The 24,861-nt window shown below is 33.0% G+C and carries 22 protein-coding genes and 2 pseudogenes; 6 read left to right on the top strand and 18 right to left on the bottom strand.

What is annotated here, in order from left to right; all coding sequences use genetic code 11:
• Window positions 1–546, bottom strand: a pseudogene (locus OOK87_RS00200) (IS256-like element ISWpi15 family transposase); the annotation flags it as partial.
• A 223-nt stretch (window positions 547–769) separates the two neighbouring features.
• On the opposite strand from OOK87_RS00200, the pseudogene OOK87_RS00195 reads away from it, so the two are divergent.
• Window positions 770–1,785 (top strand): annotated as a pseudogene (locus OOK87_RS00195) (IS110 family RNA-guided transposase).
• Window positions 1,786–1,907: 122 nt separating this feature from the next.
• Here the strand turns inward: OOK87_RS00195 and OOK87_RS00190 are convergent.
• A complete protein-coding gene (locus OOK87_RS00190; RefSeq protein WP_264687719.1) occupies window positions 1,908–2,039 on the bottom strand; it encodes a hypothetical protein in 132 nt (43 codons plus the stop codon).
• Window positions 2,040–2,402: 363 nt separating this feature from the next.
• On the opposite strand from OOK87_RS00190, the gene OOK87_RS00185 reads away from it, so the two are divergent.
• The 4 genes from OOK87_RS00185 to OOK87_RS00170 all read left to right on the top strand — a co-directional run bounded on the left by OOK87_RS00185 (window position 2,403) and on the right by OOK87_RS00170 (window position 5,988).
• Complete coding sequence (locus OOK87_RS00185) at window positions 2,403–2,552, top strand: hypothetical protein (RefSeq protein WP_264687718.1); 150 nt, start codon at window positions 2,403–2,405, stop codon at window positions 2,550–2,552.
• 677 nt (window positions 2,553–3,229) lie between these two features.
• Entirely contained in the window at window positions 3,230–3,427 is a 198-nt protein-coding gene (locus OOK87_RS00180; protein ID WP_155968442.1) for a hypothetical protein, read from the top strand.
• Between the two features lie 306 nt (window positions 3,428–3,733).
• Window positions 3,734–4,633: a DMT family transporter gene (locus tag OOK87_RS00175; RefSeq protein WP_264687717.1), complete on the top strand. Its 900-nt coding sequence runs from the start codon at window positions 3,734–3,736 to the stop codon at window positions 4,631–4,633.
• Between the two features lie 47 nt (window positions 4,634–4,680).
• Window positions 4,681–5,988, top strand: coding sequence for a UDP-glucose dehydrogenase family protein (locus tag OOK87_RS00170; RefSeq protein WP_264687716.1), 1,308 nt, complete (start codon window positions 4,681–4,683; stop codon window positions 5,986–5,988).
• A gap of 17 nt (window positions 5,989–6,005) precedes the next feature.
• Here the strand turns inward: OOK87_RS00170 and OOK87_RS00165 are convergent, their stop codons facing one another.
• The 13 genes from OOK87_RS00165 to OOK87_RS00105 all read right to left on the bottom strand — a co-directional run bounded on the left by OOK87_RS00165 (window position 6,006) and on the right by OOK87_RS00105 (window position 22,641).
• Entirely contained in the window at window positions 6,006–7,151 is a 1,146-nt protein-coding gene (locus tag OOK87_RS00165; protein ID WP_353275342.1) for an MFS transporter, read from the bottom strand.
• 140 nt (window positions 7,152–7,291) lie between these two features.
• Window positions 7,292–8,335, bottom strand: a complete 1,044-nt coding sequence (locus OOK87_RS00160; RefSeq protein ID WP_264687714.1) for a threonine aldolase family protein — start codon at window positions 8,333–8,335, stop codon at window positions 7,292–7,294.
• The gene (locus OOK87_RS00155) at window positions 8,332–9,381 is read right to left on the bottom strand and encodes a threonine aldolase family protein (protein WP_264687713.1); all 1,050 of its coding nucleotides are present in this window, start codon (window positions 9,379–9,381) and stop codon (window positions 8,332–8,334) included. The genes OOK87_RS00160 and OOK87_RS00155 overlap by 4 nt, the downstream gene beginning before the upstream one ends.
• Window position 9,382: 1 nt before the next feature.
• Window positions 9,383–11,158, bottom strand: coding sequence for an ABC transporter ATP-binding protein (locus OOK87_RS00150; RefSeq protein ID WP_264687712.1), 1,776 nt, complete (start codon window positions 11,156–11,158; stop codon window positions 9,383–9,385).
• Window positions 11,159–12,148, bottom strand: coding sequence for a phytanoyl-CoA dioxygenase family protein (locus OOK87_RS00145; RefSeq protein WP_264687711.1), 990 nt, complete (start codon window positions 12,146–12,148; stop codon window positions 11,159–11,161). It lies immediately after the preceding gene.
• Window positions 12,149–12,152: 4 nt separating this feature from the next.
• Window positions 12,153–13,829, bottom strand: coding sequence for a WG repeat-containing protein (locus OOK87_RS00140; RefSeq protein WP_182183384.1), 1,677 nt, complete (start codon window positions 13,827–13,829; stop codon window positions 12,153–12,155).
• Window positions 13,790–16,117 carry a glycosyltransferase gene (locus OOK87_RS00135; protein ID WP_264687710.1) on the bottom strand — a complete coding sequence of 776 codons (2,328 nt, stop codon included), beginning with the start codon at window positions 16,115–16,117 and terminating at the stop codon, window positions 13,790–13,792. Before OOK87_RS00135 ends, OOK87_RS00140 begins: the two co-directional genes overlap by 40 nt.
• Window positions 16,074–17,027, bottom strand: coding sequence for an NAD-dependent epimerase/dehydratase family protein (locus tag OOK87_RS00130; protein ID WP_182183380.1), 954 nt, complete (start codon window positions 17,025–17,027; stop codon window positions 16,074–16,076). Before OOK87_RS00130 ends, OOK87_RS00135 begins: the two co-directional genes overlap by 44 nt.
• Before the next feature lie 125 nt (window positions 17,028–17,152).
• Window positions 17,153–17,902: an NTP transferase domain-containing protein gene (locus OOK87_RS00125; RefSeq protein WP_182183378.1), complete on the bottom strand. Its 750-nt coding sequence runs from the start codon at window positions 17,900–17,902 to the stop codon at window positions 17,153–17,155.
• Between the two features lie 120 nt (window positions 17,903–18,022).
• Window positions 18,023–20,623, bottom strand: a complete 2,601-nt coding sequence (locus OOK87_RS00120; protein ID WP_264687709.1) for an ankyrin repeat domain-containing protein — start codon at window positions 20,621–20,623, stop codon at window positions 18,023–18,025.
• A gap of 635 nt (window positions 20,624–21,258) precedes the next feature.
• Window positions 21,259–21,417, bottom strand: coding sequence for a hypothetical protein (locus tag OOK87_RS00115; RefSeq protein ID WP_264687708.1), 159 nt, complete (start codon window positions 21,415–21,417; stop codon window positions 21,259–21,261).
• A gap of 80 nt (window positions 21,418–21,497) precedes the next feature.
• A complete protein-coding gene (locus OOK87_RS00110; RefSeq protein WP_264688460.1) occupies window positions 21,498–22,418 on the bottom strand; it encodes a patatin-like phospholipase family protein in 921 nt (306 codons plus the stop codon).
• A gap of 4 nt (window positions 22,419–22,422) precedes the next feature.
• Entirely contained in the window at window positions 22,423–22,641 is a 219-nt protein-coding gene (locus tag OOK87_RS00105; RefSeq protein WP_264687707.1) for a hypothetical protein, read from the bottom strand.
• Between the two features lie 124 nt (window positions 22,642–22,765).
• On the opposite strand from OOK87_RS00105, the gene OOK87_RS00100 reads away from it, so the two are divergent.
• A complete protein-coding gene (locus OOK87_RS00100) occupies window positions 22,766–23,302 on the top strand; it encodes an ankyrin repeat domain-containing protein (RefSeq protein WP_007549904.1) in 537 nt (178 codons plus the stop codon).
• Here the strand turns inward: OOK87_RS00100 and OOK87_RS00095 are convergent.
• The 3 genes from OOK87_RS00095 to OOK87_RS00085 are packed head-to-tail and all read right to left on the bottom strand — an operon-like array spanning window position 23,268 to window position 24,859.
• Window positions 23,268–24,248 (bottom strand): phage late control D family protein, encoded by a 981-nt coding sequence (locus OOK87_RS00095; RefSeq protein ID WP_264376303.1) that lies wholly within the window; start codon window positions 24,246–24,248, stop codon window positions 23,268–23,270. The genes OOK87_RS00100 and OOK87_RS00095 overlap by 35 nt on opposite strands.
• Window position 24,249: 1 nt before the next feature.
• Window positions 24,250–24,456 (bottom strand): tail protein X, encoded by a 207-nt coding sequence (locus OOK87_RS00090; protein WP_264376336.1) that lies wholly within the window; start codon window positions 24,454–24,456, stop codon window positions 24,250–24,252.
• Window positions 24,434–24,859, bottom strand: a complete 426-nt coding sequence (locus OOK87_RS00085) for a phage tail protein (protein WP_264687705.1) — start codon at window positions 24,857–24,859, stop codon at window positions 24,434–24,436. The genes OOK87_RS00090 and OOK87_RS00085 overlap by 23 nt, the downstream gene beginning before the upstream one ends.
• Window positions 24,860–24,861: the final 2 nt, after the last annotated feature.

The raw sequence follows: 24,861 nt of genomic DNA, 5'->3' as shown, positions 1-24,861 counted from the left end.
TTAGTTCAACTCAATTTTCAATCTGCCAGGAAAGAAAACATCAAGTTGAGAGATAGTTAATGCCCAATCATGTACAGGCATCGTCCACTTTTCCTCTGCCTTCTTTATAGCACAATATACCTGCTTATACAAGGCATTTATGCTGGTAAATGAGCCTTTGGTCTTAGTGAATTTCCTAATTTGCCTATGTAGCCCCTCTATGGGATTGGTGGTGTAGATTATCCTCCTAACTGGACCAGAATACTTAAAATAACCAGACAAGTTTTCCCAATTATTCTGCCAAGATTTTATAACCATAGGGTACTTTGTGCCCCATTTTTCATCCAATTCCAACAGATAATTCTCGGCAATTTCCTTGCTTGAAGCTTGATATACCTTCTTTAAATCGCTCAAAAAACTCTTCGCATCTTTACTGGCCACATACTTCAGTGAGTTGCGTATCTGATGCACTATACACATCTGCACTTCCGCATTAGGAAAGACACTGTTTATAGCTGCAGGAAAGCTTTTCAGCCCATCAACGCAGGCAATAAGGATATCTTCTACTTGTATCTTGTCAAAAGCATCTAATGTTTTAAGCTTAAGCATTAGGTGGAGAAGGGAGGAACTCTGTGCTTCTTCTTAGATATAAAATCTGTAGAGGAGATAAGAATTCCCTTCTCAAAAGTATAGGCTGGACGGTATCGTAGAAAGACCTGAATGGTTCTAATTCTGTATTCACAAGACTAGCCTTACTTTTCATTTTTAATGGTAACGTATGGGGTTATATATGATCAACAACTTTTTGGGCATAGATATATCAAAAGATCGCTTTGATGTTTTTCTCTCATTTATAAGCAAAAAAGGAAAGCGTGAAACTAGAAAAAGAAGCTTTAAGAACGATGGTTTCAAAGTCTACTGAATTTTCTACACAAACATAATGTAGAAAAAGTAAAAACCTGCATGGAATCTAATGGTTGTTATAGCGAAGCACTGGCTGAATTTCTACACAATGCTGGACATTTTGTAAGTGTTGTAAATCCTTATTGCATAAAATCTTATGCAAGGAGTAAGCTGATACGACAAAAGAATGATCAGACCGATGCAGAAGTTATTGCTGATTATTGCCAAAGACAGGAACCTTCTAGTTGGACACCACCTTCTCCTGAAATGAAAAAATTAAAACATCTTTATCGTTGCTCAGTTGCGTTAAAAGATGAGTTAACATTAGTAAATAACCACTTAGAAAAAAAAGAGAGACTGCCTAAAGAAGTTGCAAATGCTTGGGAAGACCTTGCAATGAATATAGCTCAAAAAATAGAAACAATAAAAAACTCCGTACGTGAACTATTAAATCAACACAAAGAATTGTTGGAAAATTTTCAACTTCTATTGACTATTCCAGGCATAGGAGAAGAATCAGCAATAGCTATTTTAGCTGAAGTTTCTGATATAGAGGTTTTTAGAGATGCCAGGCAATTGGCAGCATATACAGGAGTTATACCACGAAATATGACGTCAGGTTCCTCTGTATATGCCAAACCCAGATTAAGTAAATCCGGTTCACAAACATTACGTAAGGCACTTTTCTTTCCTGCCATAGTAGCTAAGAATCACAATCCTATCATTATGAGCTTTTGCCAAAGATTAAAGGAAAAGGGTAAGCATAATATGGCCATCGTTGGTGCTGCAATGCGTAAGCTACTCCATATCATTTTCGGTATTCTGACATCCAAAAGTGCTTTTGATCCTAACCATATCAAAAACTACAGGGCTAGGAGGTTGACTGAAGGTTTAGTACTTTAAAATCAAAAATGCTTCCTATCTATCTTATGTAAAGTGGTATCTTACACAAATTTATTGAATGTTGTTGGTTAGTGGATATGTTGATAAGTAAACTTCATCTGTTTTGTGCGTATAAAACTAATTTACTTATCAACATATCCACTAACTATAATCTGTGTACTGTTACACAATTGGAAGTATTTTTTGATTTTATGATGCAACTTGGGAAATTTTATAATTTTTTTGTTGACTAACAAGACGGTATCTCCTGTCATCCAGCCCTTCCATCCAAGACGGTGTCATTCCAGTGCCCAGACACTGGAATGGCTTTGTTGCATCGCTAGCTATGATGGATTAAAGATAAAAAAGATGGAGAATATCAGTAGCTTATTATTCTGGTATTTATAACAAGAACGGTCAGTGAATACCTAAATTTGAGTAAAAGAAATTTCACTACCACTCACTAATCCGGCTAAAATTCAAGAATTTCAATGCTTTAGCTATTTTCAATAGAATTAAGTTTATTAATATAAATAATAAATTACTATTCTTAAATTTGATCAGATTGATTGCAAAAAAACAAGATTTTCAATAGGTTGCTTATAATCCTAGCTATAGTTAGCCTTTCATAAGTAGCGATGCAACAAAGCCCACTGGAATCCAGAAAACTTAACTTTATACCAGGTAATAAGAACTGGATCCCAGTGTCTGGGCACTGGGATGACAAGAGAAGGTACTGGAATGACGGTTGTCGTTTAGCTATAAACATTAAGAAATTTACCAAATGAAAAAAAAGGCAAAAGAAGCCCCGTGGTTGGCTAATTACTTACATTATACTTTCAAGTATGGCGTTTTTTTAAGTCTTAAACACTGCGATTCAGCTGCTTTTAAGTGCAACTAACCTTAGCTTTAATATTTAAGAAATTTACTAAGCAAAAAAAAGGCAAAAGATATCCCGTGTTAGCTAGTTGTCACTCTCTAATCCTGCAAATCGGCGTTCTATACTGTCTTAAACGCTTTGTAAGCGCGTTTCAGCTTATATGGGTAAAAACCCAGAAAGGTTGTGAAGACATAAGGTGCACATAGTGCAAAAAATTAAAAATAAGACGCCAATCACGTAATACTGTTGTCGTTTAATCTGCACAGATTGAAGATAATAAAATACCTTCATTTTCATGATATGTATAACAATGTTACAAAAAATAATATCATAGAATTCAATAGGATAATTCCTAGAAAACCCCTACATACTAAAAAAAGCAAAATGCTGTTAAAATGAGCTTAAGAATAAATAGCAAACATCTAACATAACAATTCTATTTGTAAATCAGGTGAGACTTATCCTATAGAAAGCTTTCGAACTACGCAAGCGTATCTTTTGCCTTTAGTATTTCTTTAAACCTGCTGCAAAAGAGTAGGAATGGTTATAAAATAGGGAGGTATAGCAAGAGAATAGAGAGGGAAGATGAGCTTAAACTACCATAATCTAAAAGAACATCCGAGAAATTTTCGAGATGTAACAGGTTTGAAAATAGAAGAATTCGAAAAGGTTGTAGAAAAAGTGCGCCCAGAGTGGGAAAAAGTTCAAGAACAGAAGAAATGCCATGGAAGAACGTCAAGATTGCCTGTATTGGAAGATAAAATACTCTGTATAATTCTATAGACCTGCTGCAAAAGAGGAGATATTTAAAGAGAGATGTAGCAAGAGGGAAGATGAGCTTAAATTATCAAATCAACGTTATTCTACTTTACCTCACTAGCATTTTCCTTACCTTGAACCTTACTATTACTCACAAATATAAACATTCGTTACGTAGTTCTTAATATGTCTACAGAGACGAAATTTCCCGAATTATTTATAATGGACCCTTACGATCACATTCTGGGGACGTACATCAGAAAACTTTTATATTATTAGTTTTGTAGTAAAATTATATGAGTACATCGTATCTATTAAATCAGAAGCTTTATGGATTACAGATTGAGAGCTTATTTGTTTGGGGTTATCTGGTTTATACTTAGCTTACTTAGTAGTGTAGCTAATGATACTATATCAAAATATCTAAGTTTACATCTTCAGAGTTTTGAAATAATTTTTTTCCGCTTTCTGTTTACCACTATTACCCTTGTACCTTTTATGTTTTACTATGGAATAGAAGCTTTTAAAACAAGTCAAATATCTATTCAAATAACTAGAGGAACACTGTTGTTTTGTGGAATGGTCTTATGGACATATGGATTGAGTACTTTCCCCATAGTAACTGCAACGATTATAAGTTTTTCTATACCATTATTTGTTATATTTCTTGCAATCCCTTTACTAAACGAAAATATAATTTGGCAAAGATGGATAGTAACTATTATTGGTTTTGTTGGTATTGCTATTACTATCAAAGCTCATAGTGAAGACTTTAATCCTAAAATTCTTATTTTTATTGTATCTGCATTAATCTTTGCTATATTAGACATACTTAATAAGAAACTTGTGATAAAAGAGTCAGTAATAAGTATGTTATTTTATTCAGCTCTAATGACAACTGTTTTTTCTACTCCACCTTTGTTATTTTATTGGCATATGCCTTCCTTGTTGGAATTAGTATTACTGCTGATTTTGGGAATTAATTCAAATCTAATTTTGCTCTTTATGTTAAAAGCTTTTACTCTTACTGATGCTACTGCACTTGCACCTTATAGGTACATAGAGCTAATAATTTCTGCAATAGTAGCATACGTTATATTTAATGAATTACCTGATAAAAGTGCTTTATATGGTACTTTGATATTAATACCATCAACCTTATTTATAGCTTATTCGGAAGGTAAGGCAATTAAGAAAAATAGTGTAACAACAAAAGTTTATAATTGTTAATGGTATTTATTTTAGATGCTAAGCTATATTTTTAAGGTGATAATAAAATGCACATAACTATTATAGGAGTAGGGTATGTAGGATTAGTATCTGGTACAATGTTATCGGAGCAGGGCCATAAAGTTGATTGCATTGACATAAATACTGAGAAGATTGAACTTTTGAAATCAGGGAACATTCCTCTATATGAACCTGGATTAGCAGATTATTTAGAGAATAATATAAAGTCACAAAGGATAAGATTTTTCGATTCGTATTTTCAAATAAATCCCAATACAGAAGTAGTATTTATAACTGTAGATACTCCATCAGACTCCCTAGGAAATGCAAATTTAAAGAATGTATATAATGCAGTAAGTGAAGTTTCTGAGAGAGTTAATCAAGATTGCTTAATAGTGATAAAGTCAACTGTTCCTCCTGGTACTGCAGAAAATATATATAATTATTTATCTAATAAGGGCTATAACTTTGATTTGGGGGTTAATCCAGAGTTTCTCAAGCAAGGCTCTGCAGTATCAGATTTTTTATACCCAGATAGGATAATAATAGGAGTAAAAACTAAGCTAGCTAGGGCAAAACTAGAAGTTATATATAAATCATTTATAGATAAGAATATTCCGTTAATGGTCACTGATACAGTTACTGCTGAAATGATTAAATATGCTTCTAATGCTTTTCTAGCAACAAAGGTTGCTTTTATCAATGAGATGGCAGGTTTATGTGAGCTATTAGGAGCAGACATTGACCTTTTAGCTAACACTATGGGAATGGACCATAGAATAGGTAAGGAGTTTCTCAAAGCTGGTCCAGGATTTGGAGGATCATGTTTTCCTAAAGATTTATCGGCCTTAATAAGGCTTGCTGAAGATCACAATGTCAAGCTACAAATTTTAAATTCAGTTAAGGAATCTAACTATAATCATATAACAAACATTGCTAAAAAGGTAGAATATCTATTAAATGGAGTCCAAAATAAAAAAATAGCAATATGGGGGCTAACTTTTAAGTCTGGTACTGATGATGTAAGAAATAGCCCAGCTATAGATATTGCACAATTGTTAGTGAATAACAAGGCTAAAATTACTGCATATGACCCAATGGGGATGGATAATGCTAGGCAAGTTCTAAAGGATATAGAGTACGCGGACAATGCTATAGGGGCTGCAAGGGACGCGGAAGCCTTGTTATTGTTAACGGAGTGGAAAGAATTTAAAAATCAAGATTTTGCAAGTTTAAAGAGTATTATGACTGCACCTAATGTTTTTGATTTCCGTAATTTATTAGATAGCGAGCTGTTACTAAGATATGGTTACCATGTTTATTCCTTGGGTAAAAAATCTATCTACAAAGTTTAACTGTTGAGAAATATTTTTTACACCGCTTTACTTAGTTTTTTAAGGTCTTTGCTTGATAATATGGAAAAGCAAACGAGTGCAACAACAGAGCAAATGGAAAAAAATGAAAACATAATACTGTTACCACAGTGCTTAACAAGTACTCCTAAGAGCACGCATGAAAATATTGAACTTGCAATATACCCAAATAATCCTGTTAAGCTTACAATTGCACATACATTATTTTGTGAAGCAATTTCTACAGCTATAACACCTGTCAGTACTTGAACTCCAAATATAAAGAATCCTGATAAGATTGCACCAAGGTTCATAAGAATTATGTTTTGACCAAAGTTCATTGCAATAAAAGTGAGTGCTATACCCAACATGTAAAGTAATGCCAGCAAGCTTCTATTTTGAAAGAAGTACATATCACTAATTCTTCCTGTGATTAAAGTTCCAAGGATTCCACCTAAATCATATACACCTGTTATTAGTGAGGATTGTACAAGAGAAATTTGTAATTTATCCCTTAAAATTATAGGAAACCAAAAGAAGATTCCCATTTTTATAATATAAGCACAAAAAGTAGCACAACATAGAAACCATATGGAACTTGTTACCTTGATACCTATTTGAGATTTATGCACCTTATAATAGGTAGTAAAGTTGGCACTTTCTTTGTAATATGCTTTTAATATTATATAAATTCCAAAAAGTAAGCATAAGAGACCAGAGTACAAAAATGCACTCTTTGCATCATACATTTTTATTATACTTGGTAATACAATTAAAGTAATACAAGAACCAAGTTGCTGAGATGCGCTCATAACTCCCCATGATGATGCAATTGAAGAGAGGCTAGAGTTTGTAACCATAAACTTGGTAATAGCTGGCCAACCTAACCCTTGTGTCCAAGCTAATAATATTAATGTTAACAGTAATAAAGTTAGATTATTATATGATAAAGTTATACCAATGGTTAATAATCCAGTTGCAATATTGCATAGCCCAAACATAAATAGTGGATTATTTTTGGAGTCCATGACTATTCCATTAACGAATTTTGATACTCCATAAAAAAAAGAAAAGCAGGCAAAAAAATAGCTTAATTTTACATGGTCAGTATCTATTAACAGTGGTAGAGCAATTGGTATACTTTGTCTTGATAAATAAAGCAGCATATATCCACAGAAGAATAGTAAATATTGAAAGAAGACAAAGTTCACACCTATTCCCAAATAGCTCTATGCAGATGCCAGCATAATACTATATTGGTATAATATTATTTGACAAGAAGTTTTCAAACAATTAGTGCAGAAAATTACTTACTTAGTATCTTTCTTATAGCAGATACAGTAATATTAATATCTTCATAGCTTATATCTCTATGTGTTATAGCTCTGATTTTACCTTTGATGTTAGCCATTCTAATTCCATAATTTGTTATTAGTACGTTTATTAATTCTTGAGTAGATATACAATTATTACGTAATGAGAAATACGCTATATTAGTTTTGTATAGGTCAATATCAATTATAACTTGATCTATTGAGTCTAGGCCTTCTATAAGGTGCTGCATTTTTTTATGATCTTCTTCTAAAGAATTTACATTATTACGTAGAGCATATAAACATGCAGCTGAAATAATGCCAGCTTGGTGCATACCTCCGCCAATTTGAAACTTATAGTACCAAGCTTTTTCAATAAACTCTTCACTTCCAAGCAATATTGCGCCCATTGGAGCACCTAATCCTTTACTAAAATCAATGAATACCGAATCAAAATAACTTGCATACTCTTTTGGAGATATTTTAGTATGAGCACAAGCGTTGAACAGTCTTGCTCCATCTAAATGAGTGAATACGTCATTCTCTTTGCAGAGACTTGAGATCTCTTGAATATATTCTAAAGGCCACACAGCTCCACCACCAAAATTTGTCGTTTGTTCGATAGAAACAAGCCCAACTCTCGGAATATTTCTTAAACTAGGACGAGTAATAAACTCAACAATTTGTTCTCCAGTAAATATTCCTCTCGTACCTTTGATTGGCAAAGGAGTGGCATGTGCCTGGGCTGCGATCAAGCCAGATTGTACTATGAGCGGATGTGAAGTTTCATCAAGCAGCAAGTAATCACCAGGTCTTTGAATGTGTACTTTATAAGCAATTACATTGGACATTGTTCCTGAAATCAAAAAGATTCCTGCAGGTTTACCTAATATTTTACATGCGGTTGCCACTAATTCGTTCACAGTTGGATCTTCACATGCAGCTTCGTTTCCAACTTTTGCTTTAGCCATCGCTTCCCTCATTTTAGCTGAAGGGTCAGTGTTTGAATCGCTAAAGAAATCTATTTTTATTCTCATATTAAATTTAACACAACCTCCTTTATAATTTCAGCAGCTTTCATGATGTCTGTTTCCTTTGTGCCAAGATGGGTAACTGCTCTTATATGAGACTCGAGCCAAGGAAAAAGTAATAAACCATAAGCTTGGCACTTACTCAAGAAAACCTCATTAGTTACATTTAGTGCTTTTATACTAAAGCTTACTATATTAGTTTCTGGATAAGGTAGTACCAGTTTTATGTGTGGAATTTCCTTAATCTTGTCTGCAAACAGTTTGGCGAGTTTATTGTCTTCTTTAAGCCTAGAAATATTGTTCTGTAGTACATACTTTGCTGCATTAGCACAATACCCTATCTGATGATAACCACTACCTAGCCAAACCTGTAGCTTTTTAGCCCTTTCAATTATCTCTCTTTTACCCATAAGCATTGAACCAAAAGGAGCGCCAAGTCCTTTAGTAAAAGAAAAGCTCATTGTATCCACATATTTAGCATAATCTGCTAAAGCAATATTTGTTTCGATATGAGCATTAAATATTCTTGCACCGTCTAAATGAAGATTTACATTGTGAGCTTTTAAAAAGTGATATAACTCGACTTGTTTTTCAAAAGGATAAATTTTACCATTAAACCCATTTATACTATTTTCTATAGAAACAAGACTCACCTGAGCAAAAATTTTATACCTCGGCTTAGAATTAATAGCACATTCTACTTCAGCAACATCTAAGATTCCGCTATTATTTCTAATACAATTAAATACGATATTATTTACTTTTGCATTGCCTGCACTATCGAAAAAATTAACGTGATAATTATAATGAGTTATTAGTTCATCACCAGGACTTGTTTGACTGGCAATGGCTAATCTATTTGCAAGCATACCGCTGGTTACAAATAATGCCTCTTCTACTTTGAATAATTGTTTGCAATATTCTGATAAGTCATTACAGCTTTTGTCTTCACCATAAGCAAAATCTCCAACAGTTGCATTACTTATTGCATGTATAACGTTGGAGCTCTGCAGAGTTGTAGTGTCACTTCTCAGATCAATAATTTTTTCCATCTTATTTTTTGCCATTCAAACAACCAATTTGAGCATTCCAAAGTTCCTTGTAAAGACCTTGCTTAGAAACTAGTTCAGCATGTTTACCATCTTGGACAATTTTTCCTTTGTTAAATACTAGAATTCGGTCCATGTGTAAAAGTGTAGAAATACGGTGTGCTATAGTAATCGTAGTTTTATTTTGCATCAGTTTAAATAAACTCATTTGAATTGTTTTTTCTGTTATAGAATCTAACTGACTAGTTGGTTCATCAAGAAATAATATTGGAGCGTTTTTTAAAAATGCCCTTGCTATTATTATTCTTTGTCTTTCTCCTCCAGATAGTTTGATGCCTTTTTCTCCGACTGTAGTTCCATATTGATCTGGTAGAGTCATAATGAAATCGTGAATACCAGCCAGCTTTGCAGCTCTCATTATTTCTTCGATAGTAGATTGAAGTCTACCATATATGATGTTTGCTAAAATAGTATCATGAAATAACAATGGGTCTTGAGGTATTACAGATATTTGTTGCCTCAAAGAACTCTGTGTAACTTCTGATACTATTTGATTATCAATCTCTATATTACCTTTTTTAACATCAAATAGCCTTAGGATTAAGTTTATAAAAGTAGATTTACCACCTCCAGAATAACCAACTAGACCTACCTTTTCGCAAGGATTAATGGTAACTGAGAAATCTTGAAATAATGGCTCCTGACCTTCATAAGAAAAAGAAACATTGTTAAACGTTATTCTTCCACTTAATAAATTTAATTCTTTAGCATTTTCCTTATCTTGAATTTCTGGTACGGTATTCAAGATTGGCAATGCATCTGAAACTTTGCCGAAATGAGTAGAAAATTGGGTAAGATTTCTAGTTAGATGGTTAAGAAACTCTATAATCGATATATTAATTCCAAGTACAAGGGCAATATCTCCTATTGCGATCTTGTTCAATTGATAATCATGAATTAAAAAATACAAGTTTACTGCTTGGAGTATATCAAATGAATAGCCATATATAAACCAAAGCCAAAAGTATGCCCATTGTAATTTTCTCTCTGCAATAGTTCTTTTCTTGCATATTTGAAAAAATTTGTGTCTCTCATGTGCTTGCTGAGAAAATAACCTTACTGATATAACATTTAAAATACTATCTGCTATACTAGCTATTACTTTTGAATTTTGTTTAGAGTAATTATCAGCTAGTTCAGTAAGTACACGAAAGCTGAAAATCGAGACTAAAATAAAAATGCTTACCCAAGTGAATGTAGCGATTGCAAACTTTATGTTTACTAATGATAAGGTATAAATAGCTAAGACTAATGCTATACTGTAACCGAAAAAACAATCTATAAGCAATCTTATTAACTCTATCACACTATCCATTAAGCTACTGACCTTATGTACTAAGCTTCCAGATAAATTGTTCTGATAATAGGAATGGTCTTGTTGGAGTAGCCTACAAAAAGATATATCAGCTATTTTTTGACGCATTAAGGTAAACATTCGAATGTCAACAAAATAGCCATAGAATCTAAAAGCAGTAGTGATAAGTAATGCCATGCCAAGATAAGCGCTTACAGGTAATAAAAGATTTTCAATTACATTACCTTCCTGATATTTTACAGCTGTATCTAGAATATTTTTTACTAAATACTTTCTAAAAGACAAATCAACAGCTACCACCAGAGCAACTAAAGACATTATAAGTACATTAAGCTTGAATTTAGATACTATATTCAAGATGAACATCAATACACATTTGAAGCTATCAACTCTACTTCTGTTCATTTACAATGCTAGCTCCACTACTTTGACTTTTTTATTGAGAAATACAAGTAGTGAAAACCATAAATTTTTGTATATTTTTCCTGAGATGTCTCCAGCATCATGTAGTGCTGATGCTTGATTTAGAATAAGCAGCTTATATAAATCTCGCTTAGCCTCAGTAGTGTCGATCTCAGAGATATTTTTAGTTGTGTCTGCAATAAAGGCTAACCAGCTCTTGATAAGTTCTTCCATGTTTTTTGCTTTTATACTTTCCTGGTAGCCAAACAATGACAAGCATTCTCTCAGTATAGATTCTGTTAACTCACCACAATTGAGTATACCAAAAACTGAAGGCTGAGGTTTTGGCACATAGGGAAGGTCTTGATCTTTTATAATCCACCTTGTTACATAAGCAAATCTATCTTTAGCATCTGTATTCTTATCACTACCATGCCATAACCGGGAATCAAAAACTATTGCATCTCCTGCTGAAATAGGTAGTGACTTAATTTTGTAATTTTCTCGGTTATTTGAGTGCTGATCAAAAAAATATGGGTACCAAAAATCAACTAAAGGCTGTATTTCCCATTTATGACTGTTTTCTATAATTTGTAGTGCACCTGAAGTTTCACTGACATTATTCAAAGCTAACCAAACGGAAAAGTGGTAAGGATCATTAAAACTATAGGAGATGTCTTGATGGAAGGGAACTGCATCTATTAAATCAGCAGTTTTACATATAACATTTGATTTTTTCTGCAGTATCTGACACTGAAGTGATTTTTCAAGGTAATTTTTAATAATTTTATCTAATGCTTGAGAGATAATTCTAGTTACTTGAGATGACGTGCCCCATCTGCCGGTACAGTTTAAGTAGTCAGAAGTTGAAACACTTAGTTCTTGGGATAGCTTTGATATCTTATTTGTTATATCACTTAAAGACTGAGTTATTAGCTCTAAAGGAACCAGATTTTTGATAATAAAAAAACCATTTTTTTGTAATGTTTCCATATGATTAACACCTGACATCAATAACTGATAAGTAATCTGTTAAAGGTATAACAGCAAAAATTTTGAATCCTTTTACTTGTTTGAGTATTTTTTCCCAATCGCTTAATGTTCTTAGTTTACCTCCTGTTTCAACCATTACATTAATATCTACAGAGCCTCCAGCTGGAGAGCGGTAATCTAAAATAGTTTCTATCAATAAAATACGAGATATTCCTTTGACCAATTTTAAATAAGATAATACTTTATCATCATCATAATGCTGTAGAAAGCGGCAAAAGACACCTAATTCATAATTTGTAGCTGATAGTTCTTCCTGAGTTATAAGTTTGACTTTTAAATTTTCTACTAACTGTCTTGGCACTTTATGTTCGTTATATAGGCCTATGGAACCTTTATTGTGTATATCAGAATAAGCAAGAAATAAAGAGTGTACACCAAATAGCAATATATTCTTAGCACCATCTATATTAATCCTAGAATTAAACTCTTTAGTATCAAACCTAGAATATCCTAGCAATGCTTGGTAAAACGCTATTTTCTTATCTTCTGATGCTTCTCTTTCCTTAAAAGATTCAAATGAAGAGATTGACTTCTGTTTTAGTATATCGGCAATCTTTAACCAATTCTTTTCAGCGGCAACTCTCGCCCACATTATTGATGCTTTTGGCAAAAATGGTATTTCCTTAAAACACTTACCTTTTAATGATAGTTGCCACAAGTCGTTGTTCTTATCATAATCAATAAACCCTACTTCCCACAACGCCCTTAACAGCCTTTCTAGATTTGGTACGATAATGTTTAACTTTTTAGATAAAACCGGCATAGTTGCAGGTAAAATATTTAACAAATCAAGTTCAATAGCAACGCTTGTTAGGTACGTTTTCCAAAAGGCTGAAAGTTCTGCAGAAATCCTATGCACTTGAGATTCTTTACCTAAATCAAAAATACTAAACTTTACATTTCCGGTAATATCGATTTGTCCTAACACACCTTCAAAAGTTTCAACTTTTGCCATGCCATTATAGAATGCTTCTACCATTTTAAATCTCTGCTGGTAAACAGGATTACCATTAATATCTATATGAAACCAACCATGTTGATCTTCTGCAATAGAATATCCTTTATGAAAAACATTAAGTTTTTTATACCATTTATTATGTACTAACTTTCCATGATGATTAATATGTGTAGCTTTACCATCCTTATAGACTACAGCGATACCATCCTTAAAATCTCCAACATAATCATATTCCTCCTGATAAATCCTGTTGCCATTTAAATTAATATGAAAACATTTATCATGTCTTCTAACTATACAAGCATCTTCCTGATAATTTCCAACCCATTGATACGACTGTTTATATACTCTACATCCAGATGAATCAATATGGTAACACCCTGTATCATCTTCTACGGCTGCTCTATTGAAGTAGAATCCAAAAGTTTTTAGAAATCTATGATGATAAACTGCTTCTCCTCTTACATTGATATGATAAGCACCTGTCTGATCATAAACCGGTGCAAGACCGGGCTCATGAAATTTACCAGCCTTTATAAACCTATTTTCATACAAAGGATTTCCTAGTAATTCGTGAAAACTCTCACACGGTGAAATTTTAATAGATTTAAGATTATCTTTGATTAATTGATCAAAGGTTTTCTCATGTTGCATGTTTTGCATAATTTATAATTTAAATAATTCTTTTGTAAGCTTAGGTACTCACTACTCTGCCATATTTCCTCGAGTTTAACCTCATTAACATTACCAAAATTTCCTAATGTCTTACGGAGTTCATCTGGAGCACAGCAAGGACTAAACTTTCCTTCATTGTTTATCCATGCTTCTTTACCTAAAAATGGGCATTGACCACCTGGAGCCAAATCCTTAATACCTTCTTGAGAAAGGATTGTGAAATTTTCTAATTTTATCTTTTTACCATTTGGCAATAGCATATTATCTCTAAGTTCGTATAACCTTCTCACCTCCGTGTTCCATCTACTAATTGCTAACTCATCTCTTCTCATAGATAGATCCTTAATTTCCTCAAAATGTGCCCAAAGATGATGTCCTTTAACTCTATCTATGCCGTTTTTTATGGCCATCTTAACTATGTCATAGAGTTCATGTAAATTACTTTCCAAAAATGTTAATTGTAAAGTAACGGTACACCTTTCACCTGTATCGCTAAAGTATTTATCTCTAACTTCAAGGAAAGTTTTTAAGTTTTCTGTCACTACTTCCCATTTTGAACCTTTCATGATTCTTTCATGAGTTTCTTTAGTTGCCCCATTCCAGGAAATCTTAACATCAGATAAAATTGGTACCAATAGTTCAGCCCATTTTCTAGCTCCTTTAATGGGAAAAGAACCATTGGTCGTGAGGTTAAGCTTCAGGCCGAACTCATGGCACAAATTGATTATTTCATCAAAGCTTTTGTACATTAAAGGCTCACCCATAGTAGAAGGAATGATTTCCCTTAAAGGTGTACCAGCTGCTTCTTTAATTACTTTTCTGATAGTTTCTATTGATAGTATCTTAGGTTTTATTCCTTTAGCTTTCTTCTCTTCTTTAACTTTACTGTATGGTGAAAAACATTCGCACATTATACAAGAAAAATTGCAGTAATCTGGATTAGTATCAAAAGTAATTCTCCAAGGACCGGGTTTAACAGCTACTGATTTGCCTTTCTTTTCAATAGCATTACGGTAAATCTTGTTAAGTTTTTCAGTATGCTCACTTATAGAAGGTATATTTCCATTTTCAGTATAAGGATAGCCTTTTTGGGTAAGTTTATTGTATAACTCCTGATTTGTAGATAGGACTTGCATTTTTTCTGATAAACTACTTGCATCTCTGTGCTTAAACAATAGTCCATCTCTTACATATTCTGCCATGCCACCATAATCGGCTGTTATAACTGGTATTCTAAGTTGCTGTGCTTCATGTATTACTAACGGTGAATTTTCACCCCAAATTGAAGGAACGACTATTGCATCAACTTTATTAAATACGTCAGTAACTATATTCTTATTATCATAACTTCCCATCCACTCTATTCTTTCTTTAACAACAGGTGAAAACTGATTGGCAATCGCTTTTAAGGCTTTAGTTTCTTCTCTTGCTGCTCCCCAAATTCTAAGTTTTACTTTAGATGATAAGTGAGAAAAAGCTTTCAATAATAGATCAATACCTTTTTCGGGAGTATGAGTACCAATATAACCGAAAATAAACTCTTTTTCTTGTGCTCTATTTCTATTCTTAAGACGATTGAGATCAAAACCATAATCAAGATAAGAAATTTTGTTTATCGGAACATTAAAATCCTGAGTAAATTTGTCCATCAAGAATTTCGATGGGGAAATAAAGTAATCTATATAGTCTATTATTTTCCTTGTGTGCTTCATTCTAGTTGCAACCCATTGTTCCCAATAATTTATGTCTAAATTCAGGAATTCTTTATCTCCTGTAAAATATCCTTTGTAACATTGGGTTGCACATTTTTGATCCTTTTGTCCATCACAAAGCCGTAACAAATCTTCAGAATTGCGTTGAATAAACCTTCCTCTTGGACACATTAACCAAAAGTCATGTAGCGTAAAAATTGTAGTTATATTTTCTTTAAAAGCAATTTCTGGTAAAGTAATTGATAGATGATTAAGATGACCAAAATGTATAAGATCTGGCTGAAAGTTATCTATTACTCTTTTAAATTGTATATCTACTTCTTCATTGATAAATTTGTAACGATATTTAGCTATGGGTATATTAATTAAATGCAGTAAGATTCGAGAATCACTACGATCTAGGACTGTAGTGTAATAAAAATCAGGTAAAAAGCTATTTTCATACCTAGTAAATACTTGTACCTCATTGTTATTTGCTAGTTCATGAGCAAGAGTTTGGCTATAAACCTCTGAACCAGCACTATAATAAGGAGGGTAACCATGAATAACTTTTAATATTTTCATATATTACCATATCTATATTGTTAGGATATTCTTGTGTATTGTTTTGTAGACTTTTTATAAATTTACTTAATCCTACTTCTAATGAATGTTTTGGAGACCAACCAAGTAGCTCTTTAGCTCTAGTAAAATCACCATAGAACTTAGTTACGTCAAAATTTCTTGGAGGATAAAAATCAATTCTAGAATCACTTTTCGTGACTTTTAATATTGTTTTTGCTAAGTTTTCTAAAGTACATGGGCTATTAGTAGTAAGATGAATAGCAGGAAGAGAAGATTTTTCGCTTTGTAAATATTTAACAGTTAAGCATATACCCTCTATAACATCATCCAAATAGGTAAAATCAAAAACACATTCTTTACCTTCTATTTTAATTGGATCACCTCTTAATGCATTAATACAGAGTGCAGGAATTACTCTACTGTTATGATCTAGTAAACCACCGTATACATTTGAAAAGCGTAATATTGCTACATTAAAATCTTTTGAACTTGTTATTTGTTCCTCAATAAATGCTTTACCTTTGGCATAATTATTTATTGGATCGATACTAGCAGATTCTGTAACTGGCAGTTCCTTCTGCTCTCCATAGACTTCCCTACTACTTGCATATATAAACCATGGTTTATTTGAAAGTGACTTACATAACCCTAAAAACTGCATTGTACCATCAACATTAATTTTTCTACACAGTTCAGGATAAAGTTCACCATGTATAACTCGAGAAATTGCAGCCAGATGAATAATTCCTGTACACTTAGCAAGTAGTGGTACTATATCTTCTGAAAAAAAACTGAGTGGATTGTTGTGAAACCTAATATCACAGCTTATTACTTCATGGCCCTGGTTTTCTAACTTTTTCACCAAGGTTGACCCTATCAAACCTGCAGCACCTGTTATTAATATCCCCATGTATACCCTCTCACTACAACTAGGAAAATTTGTCGTACCAATTATCTTACAAGTAAGAATCAAAAGGTATTATAAAACCAATATAAAACAAATGTCAACTTAAATTAATGAATAAGAAAATGTAGTTATGAAAGAAAAGTTGGCCGCCTTTTTTTTTGAAAATAGTGTTCGGCTTTAATCAAATCCTCTTTATTATTTACTCCCATTGCTTCTCTTTCATCAGAAACTACATAACCTACACTCAAGTTATTGTTTGCTGCAATGGGTACTATATCATTAAGACAATATTCATTGGTCGAATTATTAAATTTTATTTCTTTTACTAAGGTAAAAAGATCTTTAGCATATGAAACTATTATTCCAGAGTTTGCAAGAAGCATTTTATCTCCATTTTTTAGGATTTTTTGAACATTTCCGTAATTATCAATTACTAATCTTCCATATTGTTCATCTTGACTATTGAATCCAAGAAGAACTAAATTATTATACTTTAAACAATCAGTCATTTTCATAACTGTATCACTAGATATAAAGGGAGTGTCTCCATACTGTATTAAAACTATGTCTTGATCAGATAACTCCTCCAGATTTTCTAGAGCAATTTTAACTGCAGTGCCAGTACCTGTAATATCTTCTTGAATTATTAGTTTTATATTGTATTGATCGATTATACTTTTTAGGGTATCAAACTTTTCTAAATCTTTTAGAAGGGAGTTGTTAACAACAATTGATAAGCTTTTTAGACTCAGCAATTTTGCATTAGAAATTATATGTTCTAAAAGAGTAAGATTTCCCACTTGGTGCAACGCTTTTGAATATTCAGAATTCATTCTACTGCTCTTTCCTGCTGCTAATATTATCAAAATGTTACTCATACATGACTTAGGGATTGATTAGATAGTAAGTTAATTTATAATTAATAAGATGTAAAGCCCACTATAATTTTCTAAATGATCTAGATCTTGGCACCCTCATTAGAGTTTCATTTAAGAGAGCTATAACTTCAAACTCTTTACTCTATTTTCTACGCTGACATCTTGTAAACTCTGATCTGGACTTTTTAATATTTCTAATAATCTACTTGCAAGGTTTAAGTGTTTATTGATTACTGCAACCTGGACTAATGACTTGCCTTGATCATCACGAGCATTTGTTACAGCTACGCGCTCATCGGGTTTTATTGCTCTCAGCTTACTGATAATTTCAACATTACCATTTTTTGCATTTTCAAATAGCTCTTCTACTAATTTCAATAGGTTAGTAATATTCTGGTCTCGAGAAAGATCAAGTGGTGTTTTACCTTCTTTATTCTTGATGTTATAAATTGCACCATGTTTCAACAAAGATTTTACAGCTTCGAAAAAGCTATTTTCAGTAGCAACATGCAACGATGTAGTGCCTTTAACTATTGTTTTAGCATTAATAAAATCACTCAATTTATTGTGGCTTACACGTTGTAACAAAGCTTCAATAATTTCTTTATGACCTTTGGAAGCAGCAGTGTGTAATGGTGTATTACCCTTGTTAGTAACTTTAGTAGCATCAGCTCCATTTGCTAGCAAGATATTTACAACTTTTATGTGCCCATTATTAACAGCATAATGTAATGGCGTTCTTCCATCCACGTTTTTCGAATCAATTATTGCTCCATCTCTAATGGAACTCTCAATTCCTAAATAATTATTATCTTCTATAGCCTTAAATAACTTCTCAGTCAATTTTAGTAATTTTATAACTTCTGGGTTTCCTCTTCTTTCCGCAAAGTGTAATGGTAAAACATATCTACCTTCTTCAGCTCTAGCATTAAAGTATGCTCCGCTCATAAGTAGAGACCTAACTATATCTAAATTACCAATTTGTGCCCCTAAGTGTAAAGGCGTAGCATTTTTATCCATTTTTGCATTAACATCCGCTCCATTTATAATAAGAGTTTTAACTACCTTAGGATGACCATATTGAGCTGCAAGATGTAGGGCTGTGCATTTATTTTGATTTTCTTTTACATTTACATCAGCACCATGTTTCAATAGAACGGTTGCTATCTGATCATAACCTTTTTCTGCTGCAAAATGTAAAGGAGTCCAATTTGTGTGATCTAAAGCATTAATATCTGCTTCCTTTTCTAAGAGCAATTCAACCACCTCTAAATGATCATGGTCTACTGCAAAGTGTAGAGGTGTAGTACTTTTAACTGTTTTAGCATTAATGTCTGCTCCTTTATCAAGCAAAGATTTAGCAACTTCTAAATTACCATCATATGCTGCACAATGTAGAGGAGTCCAACTTCTGTTATCTAGAGCATTAATATCTGCTCCATTTTCAATCAAGAAATTCATTATTTCCAAGCGATTATGTTCTGCTGCCAAATGTAGAGCTCTTCTACCATCATCCATCTTTGCATTTATATTTGCTCCTTTTGCAATTAAGCTCTCTACTATTTTTAAAGAAAAACCATTATATGCTGCATTATGTAAAGGAGTCCAATTCTGATCATCCACGGTGTTAATGTTTGCTCCATTTTTAATTAAAAAATCACTCACCTCGAAATGACTTTGCTGAATTGCTAGATGCAAAGGTGTAAAACCTTCGTTTTTTTTAGCATTAACATTGGCTTTTTTCTCTATTAGTAGCTTCACTACTTCTAAGTGACCATTCTGAGATCCTATATGTAAAGCTGTGGAATGATCGTGGCCTTTAGCATTAACATCAATTCCCCTTACGAGAAGAAGAGACTTAACTACTCCAAAGTGATTACGTTCTGCTGCTAAATGTAGAGGTGTAAGATTCTCATAATCCTTAGCATTAACATTAGATTTTGCTTTTAGTAAAATGTCTACTAACTCTAAAAAGCCATTTTGAGACGCTAAATGTAGAGGTGTAATCTTATCATCTGTTTTTGCATTAACGTTTGCTCCCGCTTCAAGCAGAACTTTAACTATATCTAACCTACCAGTTTGTGTTCCCAGATGTAAGGGTGTAATGTTTGCATCAACTTTACGATTACCTATGCCTGAAGATCCAGCGTTAATATTAGACCCTTGTGAAATAAGAGCTTTAACTACTTCGAGGTTACCATTTTGTACTGCAGAATGCAAAGGTCTTGCTCGATCATTATTTACAGCATTAACATCTAATCCCTTTTCAATAAAAACATTTACTATATCTAGATGACCATTCTCTGCTGCTAGGTGTAAAGGTGTATGAAGTTTATCTGTTTTAGTACTAAGATCTGCTCCATTTGCAATCAAGGTGTTGACTATATCTAAATATCCTTGCTGGGATGCAAAACTTAAAGGTGTAAAGCCTAGAATGGTCTTATGGTTTACATCTGCTCCATGAGCAATAAGAAAGTTAACCATCTCTAAGCGATTTTTTGCAATTGCAAAATACAGTGGCGTAAAGCCATCGTACTTAATCTCTGAGTTAATATCTAAACCCTCTCCTAATAAAGTGTTGACTAAATCCAACTGACCATTTCCTGCTGCTAAATGTAGCGGTGTAAGACTAAGATGTTTCTGAGTTTCATAGTTTTCATTTAAAAACTCTACAAAAAATTGCAGCTGATCCAGACTATTAGATATTCTATTAGTAAACATAAAGGCCTCGCATTGAAGAATTTACGTAAAATATAGCATCTACAAGTCTTTAAGCAAGATAAATCTTCTTCTTAAAAAAGATACTGTAATCCAACCTGTATGCTTATAACTTTTTTATTTGATCATGGATAGATTAGGTGTCTCATCTGCAATAGAGACACCTGCCTTAAGTAGCTACATCAAATTTCTCTGTTTTTGCCCCTTTTTTTCTGATGAAGATGTCTTCATTCTTCTCAGTAGCCAATATTCTTTTTAAAGAATAACCGTTACGTGCACCAAAGCATTAATAATTATACACAATTGTGAAGAAATATTCAATCTTTTTATTGTTTTGAATGTGTTGATGAAAAAAACGTCTGTCAGAGATCATCTGAGAATTGCATTTTAGGCTTTAGATGTAGAAGGGGGTCTTATCGTCTTTTTATAAATACTCTAAAAATAGGCTTAAATCGCCAAGAGATGGATATCATGAATTTAGTAGCGTAAAAACATCAAAGATACCTCATATCATAAAGTTTAATGTCAACATTTGGTAGCAACATTCCCGATTTACAAAGCAGAGTCAATAAAGGTTGCAAATAATCTACGTATGTTGGACGTTTCTGTTGATGCTATTTCTAAAATAACAGATTTATCTATTGAGGAACTTGAAAATCACGCTTCCAAAACTTAACCTGAATTAAAAGCAACATTAGTTTACTGATTTCTACACAATATATTAAAATATCAACAAAGGTGATTACATAATTAATTATCTGCATTACTGGATGAAATTCTTGTGCTTCTGTATTCAATATATAATATTAAAAAAATATTTTAGTAAATTTATTAAAGTAGATACTAGAAACTCGCTTATTTTGTTTTTCTAGCTCAGTTATAGTTTTGGATTTTGCTTGCAGAATTTGTCTATCACTTTCTGGTTATCCTCTATCATTTTACTTGCCTCTTGCTGCAAACATTTAATATTTTGAGGTGTTATATCATCCATCTCAGCTGATGCAACTTTCAATTGCGATTGTATTCTTATGTATTTATCATCTATTACTTGTTCTAGTTGATAATCAACGCAATCCAATCCAGAAGCAAACATCACATTCAGTAGTGGCTTGATCCACCCTATTTTGCCAAATCTCCTTGAGTTAGCATACTTTATACTTCTATTTGTTCCACCAGTACCTATTGATAGCAGTATAATCTCATCATTTGGAAATAACCTTTTACCACTTGCATATGCACAAGCCGCTGGATTATTGGCAAACACTCCGCCATCTATCAACACTCTCTCTGTTTGGCTAATTTTCAGACGTTTTGGTGTGAAGTACGTTGGAGCAGCTGTTGTAGCTCTGAGTGCATCTTTCAACTTAATGTTTTTTTCTTTCCAACTTTTGAAGAAAAATTCACAACTATTGTGAATATCATAACTGGTGAGTAGTAGATTACTTGCAACATCGGCCATAGTACTTTCACCAAAGTATTTGTTGAGAATAAATTCCATATTTCTATACGAGTACTGAGAACCACTCAGCCAAGAAGCAATTGATTTTCTCCAAAATGATGATTGAAAGATATAAGCTCCATACTCTTGGTAAAGTTCAACTAAATCATTGGCAGAGTATTGAGGTTTATTGCTTTTACAAAGTCCAGCAACAATAATTCCACCGGTTGAGGTTCCTGCCATTAAGTCAAAAATCTGGGAAATTGGCTTTTTTGTTCTAGATTCAATTTCTGCTAGAATAATGGCAGGAATTATTCCTCTGATTCCACCTCCATCAACAGATAAAATATACTTTGCCACTTTTTTATTTTTGTCTCTGCTCAAGTTCATTAACTTCCTCAGCAAGGTTTTTGACCCTTTCTTCAAGGCGATAGATGATTTCTGTAGTCCTTTGATTTTGCTCTATAAATTTATCATGCATATGCACTCTTAAATCGAGTTTGGCCAGCCACCAGATAAATGCTATTGTTTGTATCACCATAGTAGCAATTACTGCTACAGGGATCTTTCCTGTGTTTGTCATCTTTTTTAAAGGAAAAGTTGTATATATACATATACAAGATTCATCAAAAATACGTCCAAAAAATCTTTTCTAAAATAAAGTTAATTAGTTGCACTAAACAAGCGATGTAAATAATATAATCAACATGAAATCTAGCCTTTTTTGGAAATTGTTAACAAGTTCAATAATACCAATAATATGCGTTATTGTTCTGTATCAGCACTTTAGTACAGACCAATTATCAAAAGATGTGCCAATAAAAAGTAAGGCAAGTGGCAATGATCTGGAAACATTATCTACTGCAGCTGAAAAATGTAATTTAGATACTGTAAGATCCTTAATAAAAAATGTAGTAGATATCAATGCTACTCATCATTTTGGTGCAACATCATTACACTATGCTACAAGTGGAGGCTGTTTAGAAGTTGTAAAATTTCTAATTGAAGAAGGCATTGATGTAAATACTACTGATGCTTTTAGCTGGACGGCTCTGCACTATGCTGCACGAAAAGGACATCTGGAAATTGCTAAATTTCTACTGAAAAATGGAGCAAATCCTTCTGCTAAAAACAAAGATAAAAAAACTCCTTTAGATCTTGCTGTAGAGGAATTAAACAATAATAAAGAAGATATCTATGAAGAAATTATCAATTTACTTTCCAACTATCAATTATTCCCGTAACAATAGTACGATAGCCAAGGTTATCAATTACATGCTCAGCCCTATTTATTATCCATTTACCATAAACTCCTTTGCGAAATCCAGAAAGATTAATCTTTGCTTCAGCAAATAATTCAGGATTTCCTGGCATTGTGACATTGAGTGTTGCTGCATTACTCATCAGCTGATTCAACTTCGCAGATGCTGCACTTTGTGCCAAATCACTACTTGCATAAATATCTCGCAAAATATAGCTTGGTTCTTGATCACCTACTTTTTCCGTTATTGTCTCTGCTTTTTCATAATCATACCAGTAAGCAATAACCGAGCCATATTGATTACGCTCATTAAATTTTACTTTCCAATTTGTAATATCTCTAGGTGTTAAAGTAATAGTGCTTAAAGTTTTTCCGGTAACTGATTTTGCTTTTCCTTTTGAAACAAACAGTAAATATCCTCCTGCAGGTTTTGCTATTGCTCCATAAATTTGAGCAAGCCTGGTTAAAAAATGCATATCGCTCTCTGCAGTTTGATCAATATGTGATATCATGATATTTACAAACTCTGCAGCAACTTTAGCTTGATAGCCATGTTTGCTTGCGATTTTTTTCACCAAATCATTCAAAGTAATTTGATGCCACTCATTAAACACTTGTTCCTTTAATGACTCTTTTAGATCCGCTGCATGACTTTTAATCTTTAGTGCTTGTGGTGGACCTTGTATCGTAATTTCATTTACTATGTAATCTCCCATCGGCATAATGCCAGTTTCCTTATATCCAAGCAAAATATTCAGCTTTGCTCCAGTTCTAGGAATCTCAAATAATGAATCACGGTCATCAAGATGAATTACAGCAGTATCACTTATTACTCCAGCTTCATCAGTAATATGCATTGATACTAACCGACTTTTTATCAACTCAGTGATGGAAATGCCTTCTACTGAAATACTAAAGTCTGGTGTCATTTTAATCCCATAGTTTTATTACTTGCTTTTGTATCGTTCTTTGAATGACAGGCAATTTAATAATTAAGCCTGCAGGAAGAAGTTCATACTCTGCAAGTCCAGGATTAGCTCTTAACACAATCTCAACTGCTCCTGAGCTGAATCCATAGTAGTTCCAGCAGATTAAATCTAACATATCATTTTCCTTAGTTTTGTAACACATCATCATCAAGTTGTATATCATCAACGAGATTATTTAGTGATCCGTCTGACAACGCGTTATCATAGTGCTTCAAACTTAAGTGAAACTCAGTCTTTTTTGGTTCACCATTTGGAAAAAAATATTTCTGCGTTTCTTCTATTTTTACGATAACAAAATGGCCTAAAATGTTACCTTGGCCATCAATGAGTAAAAAAGGCTTCGATGAATTTCTCATATTATTTATTTGCTTCAATCCTCCCGAAAAATGCGAATAGATTACTCCCGCAAGCTCAATAACATCCTCTCCAGGACCAATACTTTGAAGCAATGGCTTTTCTCCAATACGCTCAAGTGCAGGCCAGCGATATTCACTCCTCCGTGTAAAGCCTCGCTCAGTTAATGAAAATCTATATGGACCAAGAGATAGCATAA

Source organism: Wolbachia endosymbiont (group A) of Sympetrum striolatum (assembly GCF_947250715.1).
Lineage (GTDB): Bacteria > Pseudomonadota > Alphaproteobacteria > Rickettsiales > Anaplasmataceae > Wolbachia.
The sequence above is the reverse complement of the archived record's forward strand: the minus strand, read 5'-3'. Positions and strand labels throughout refer to the sequence as shown.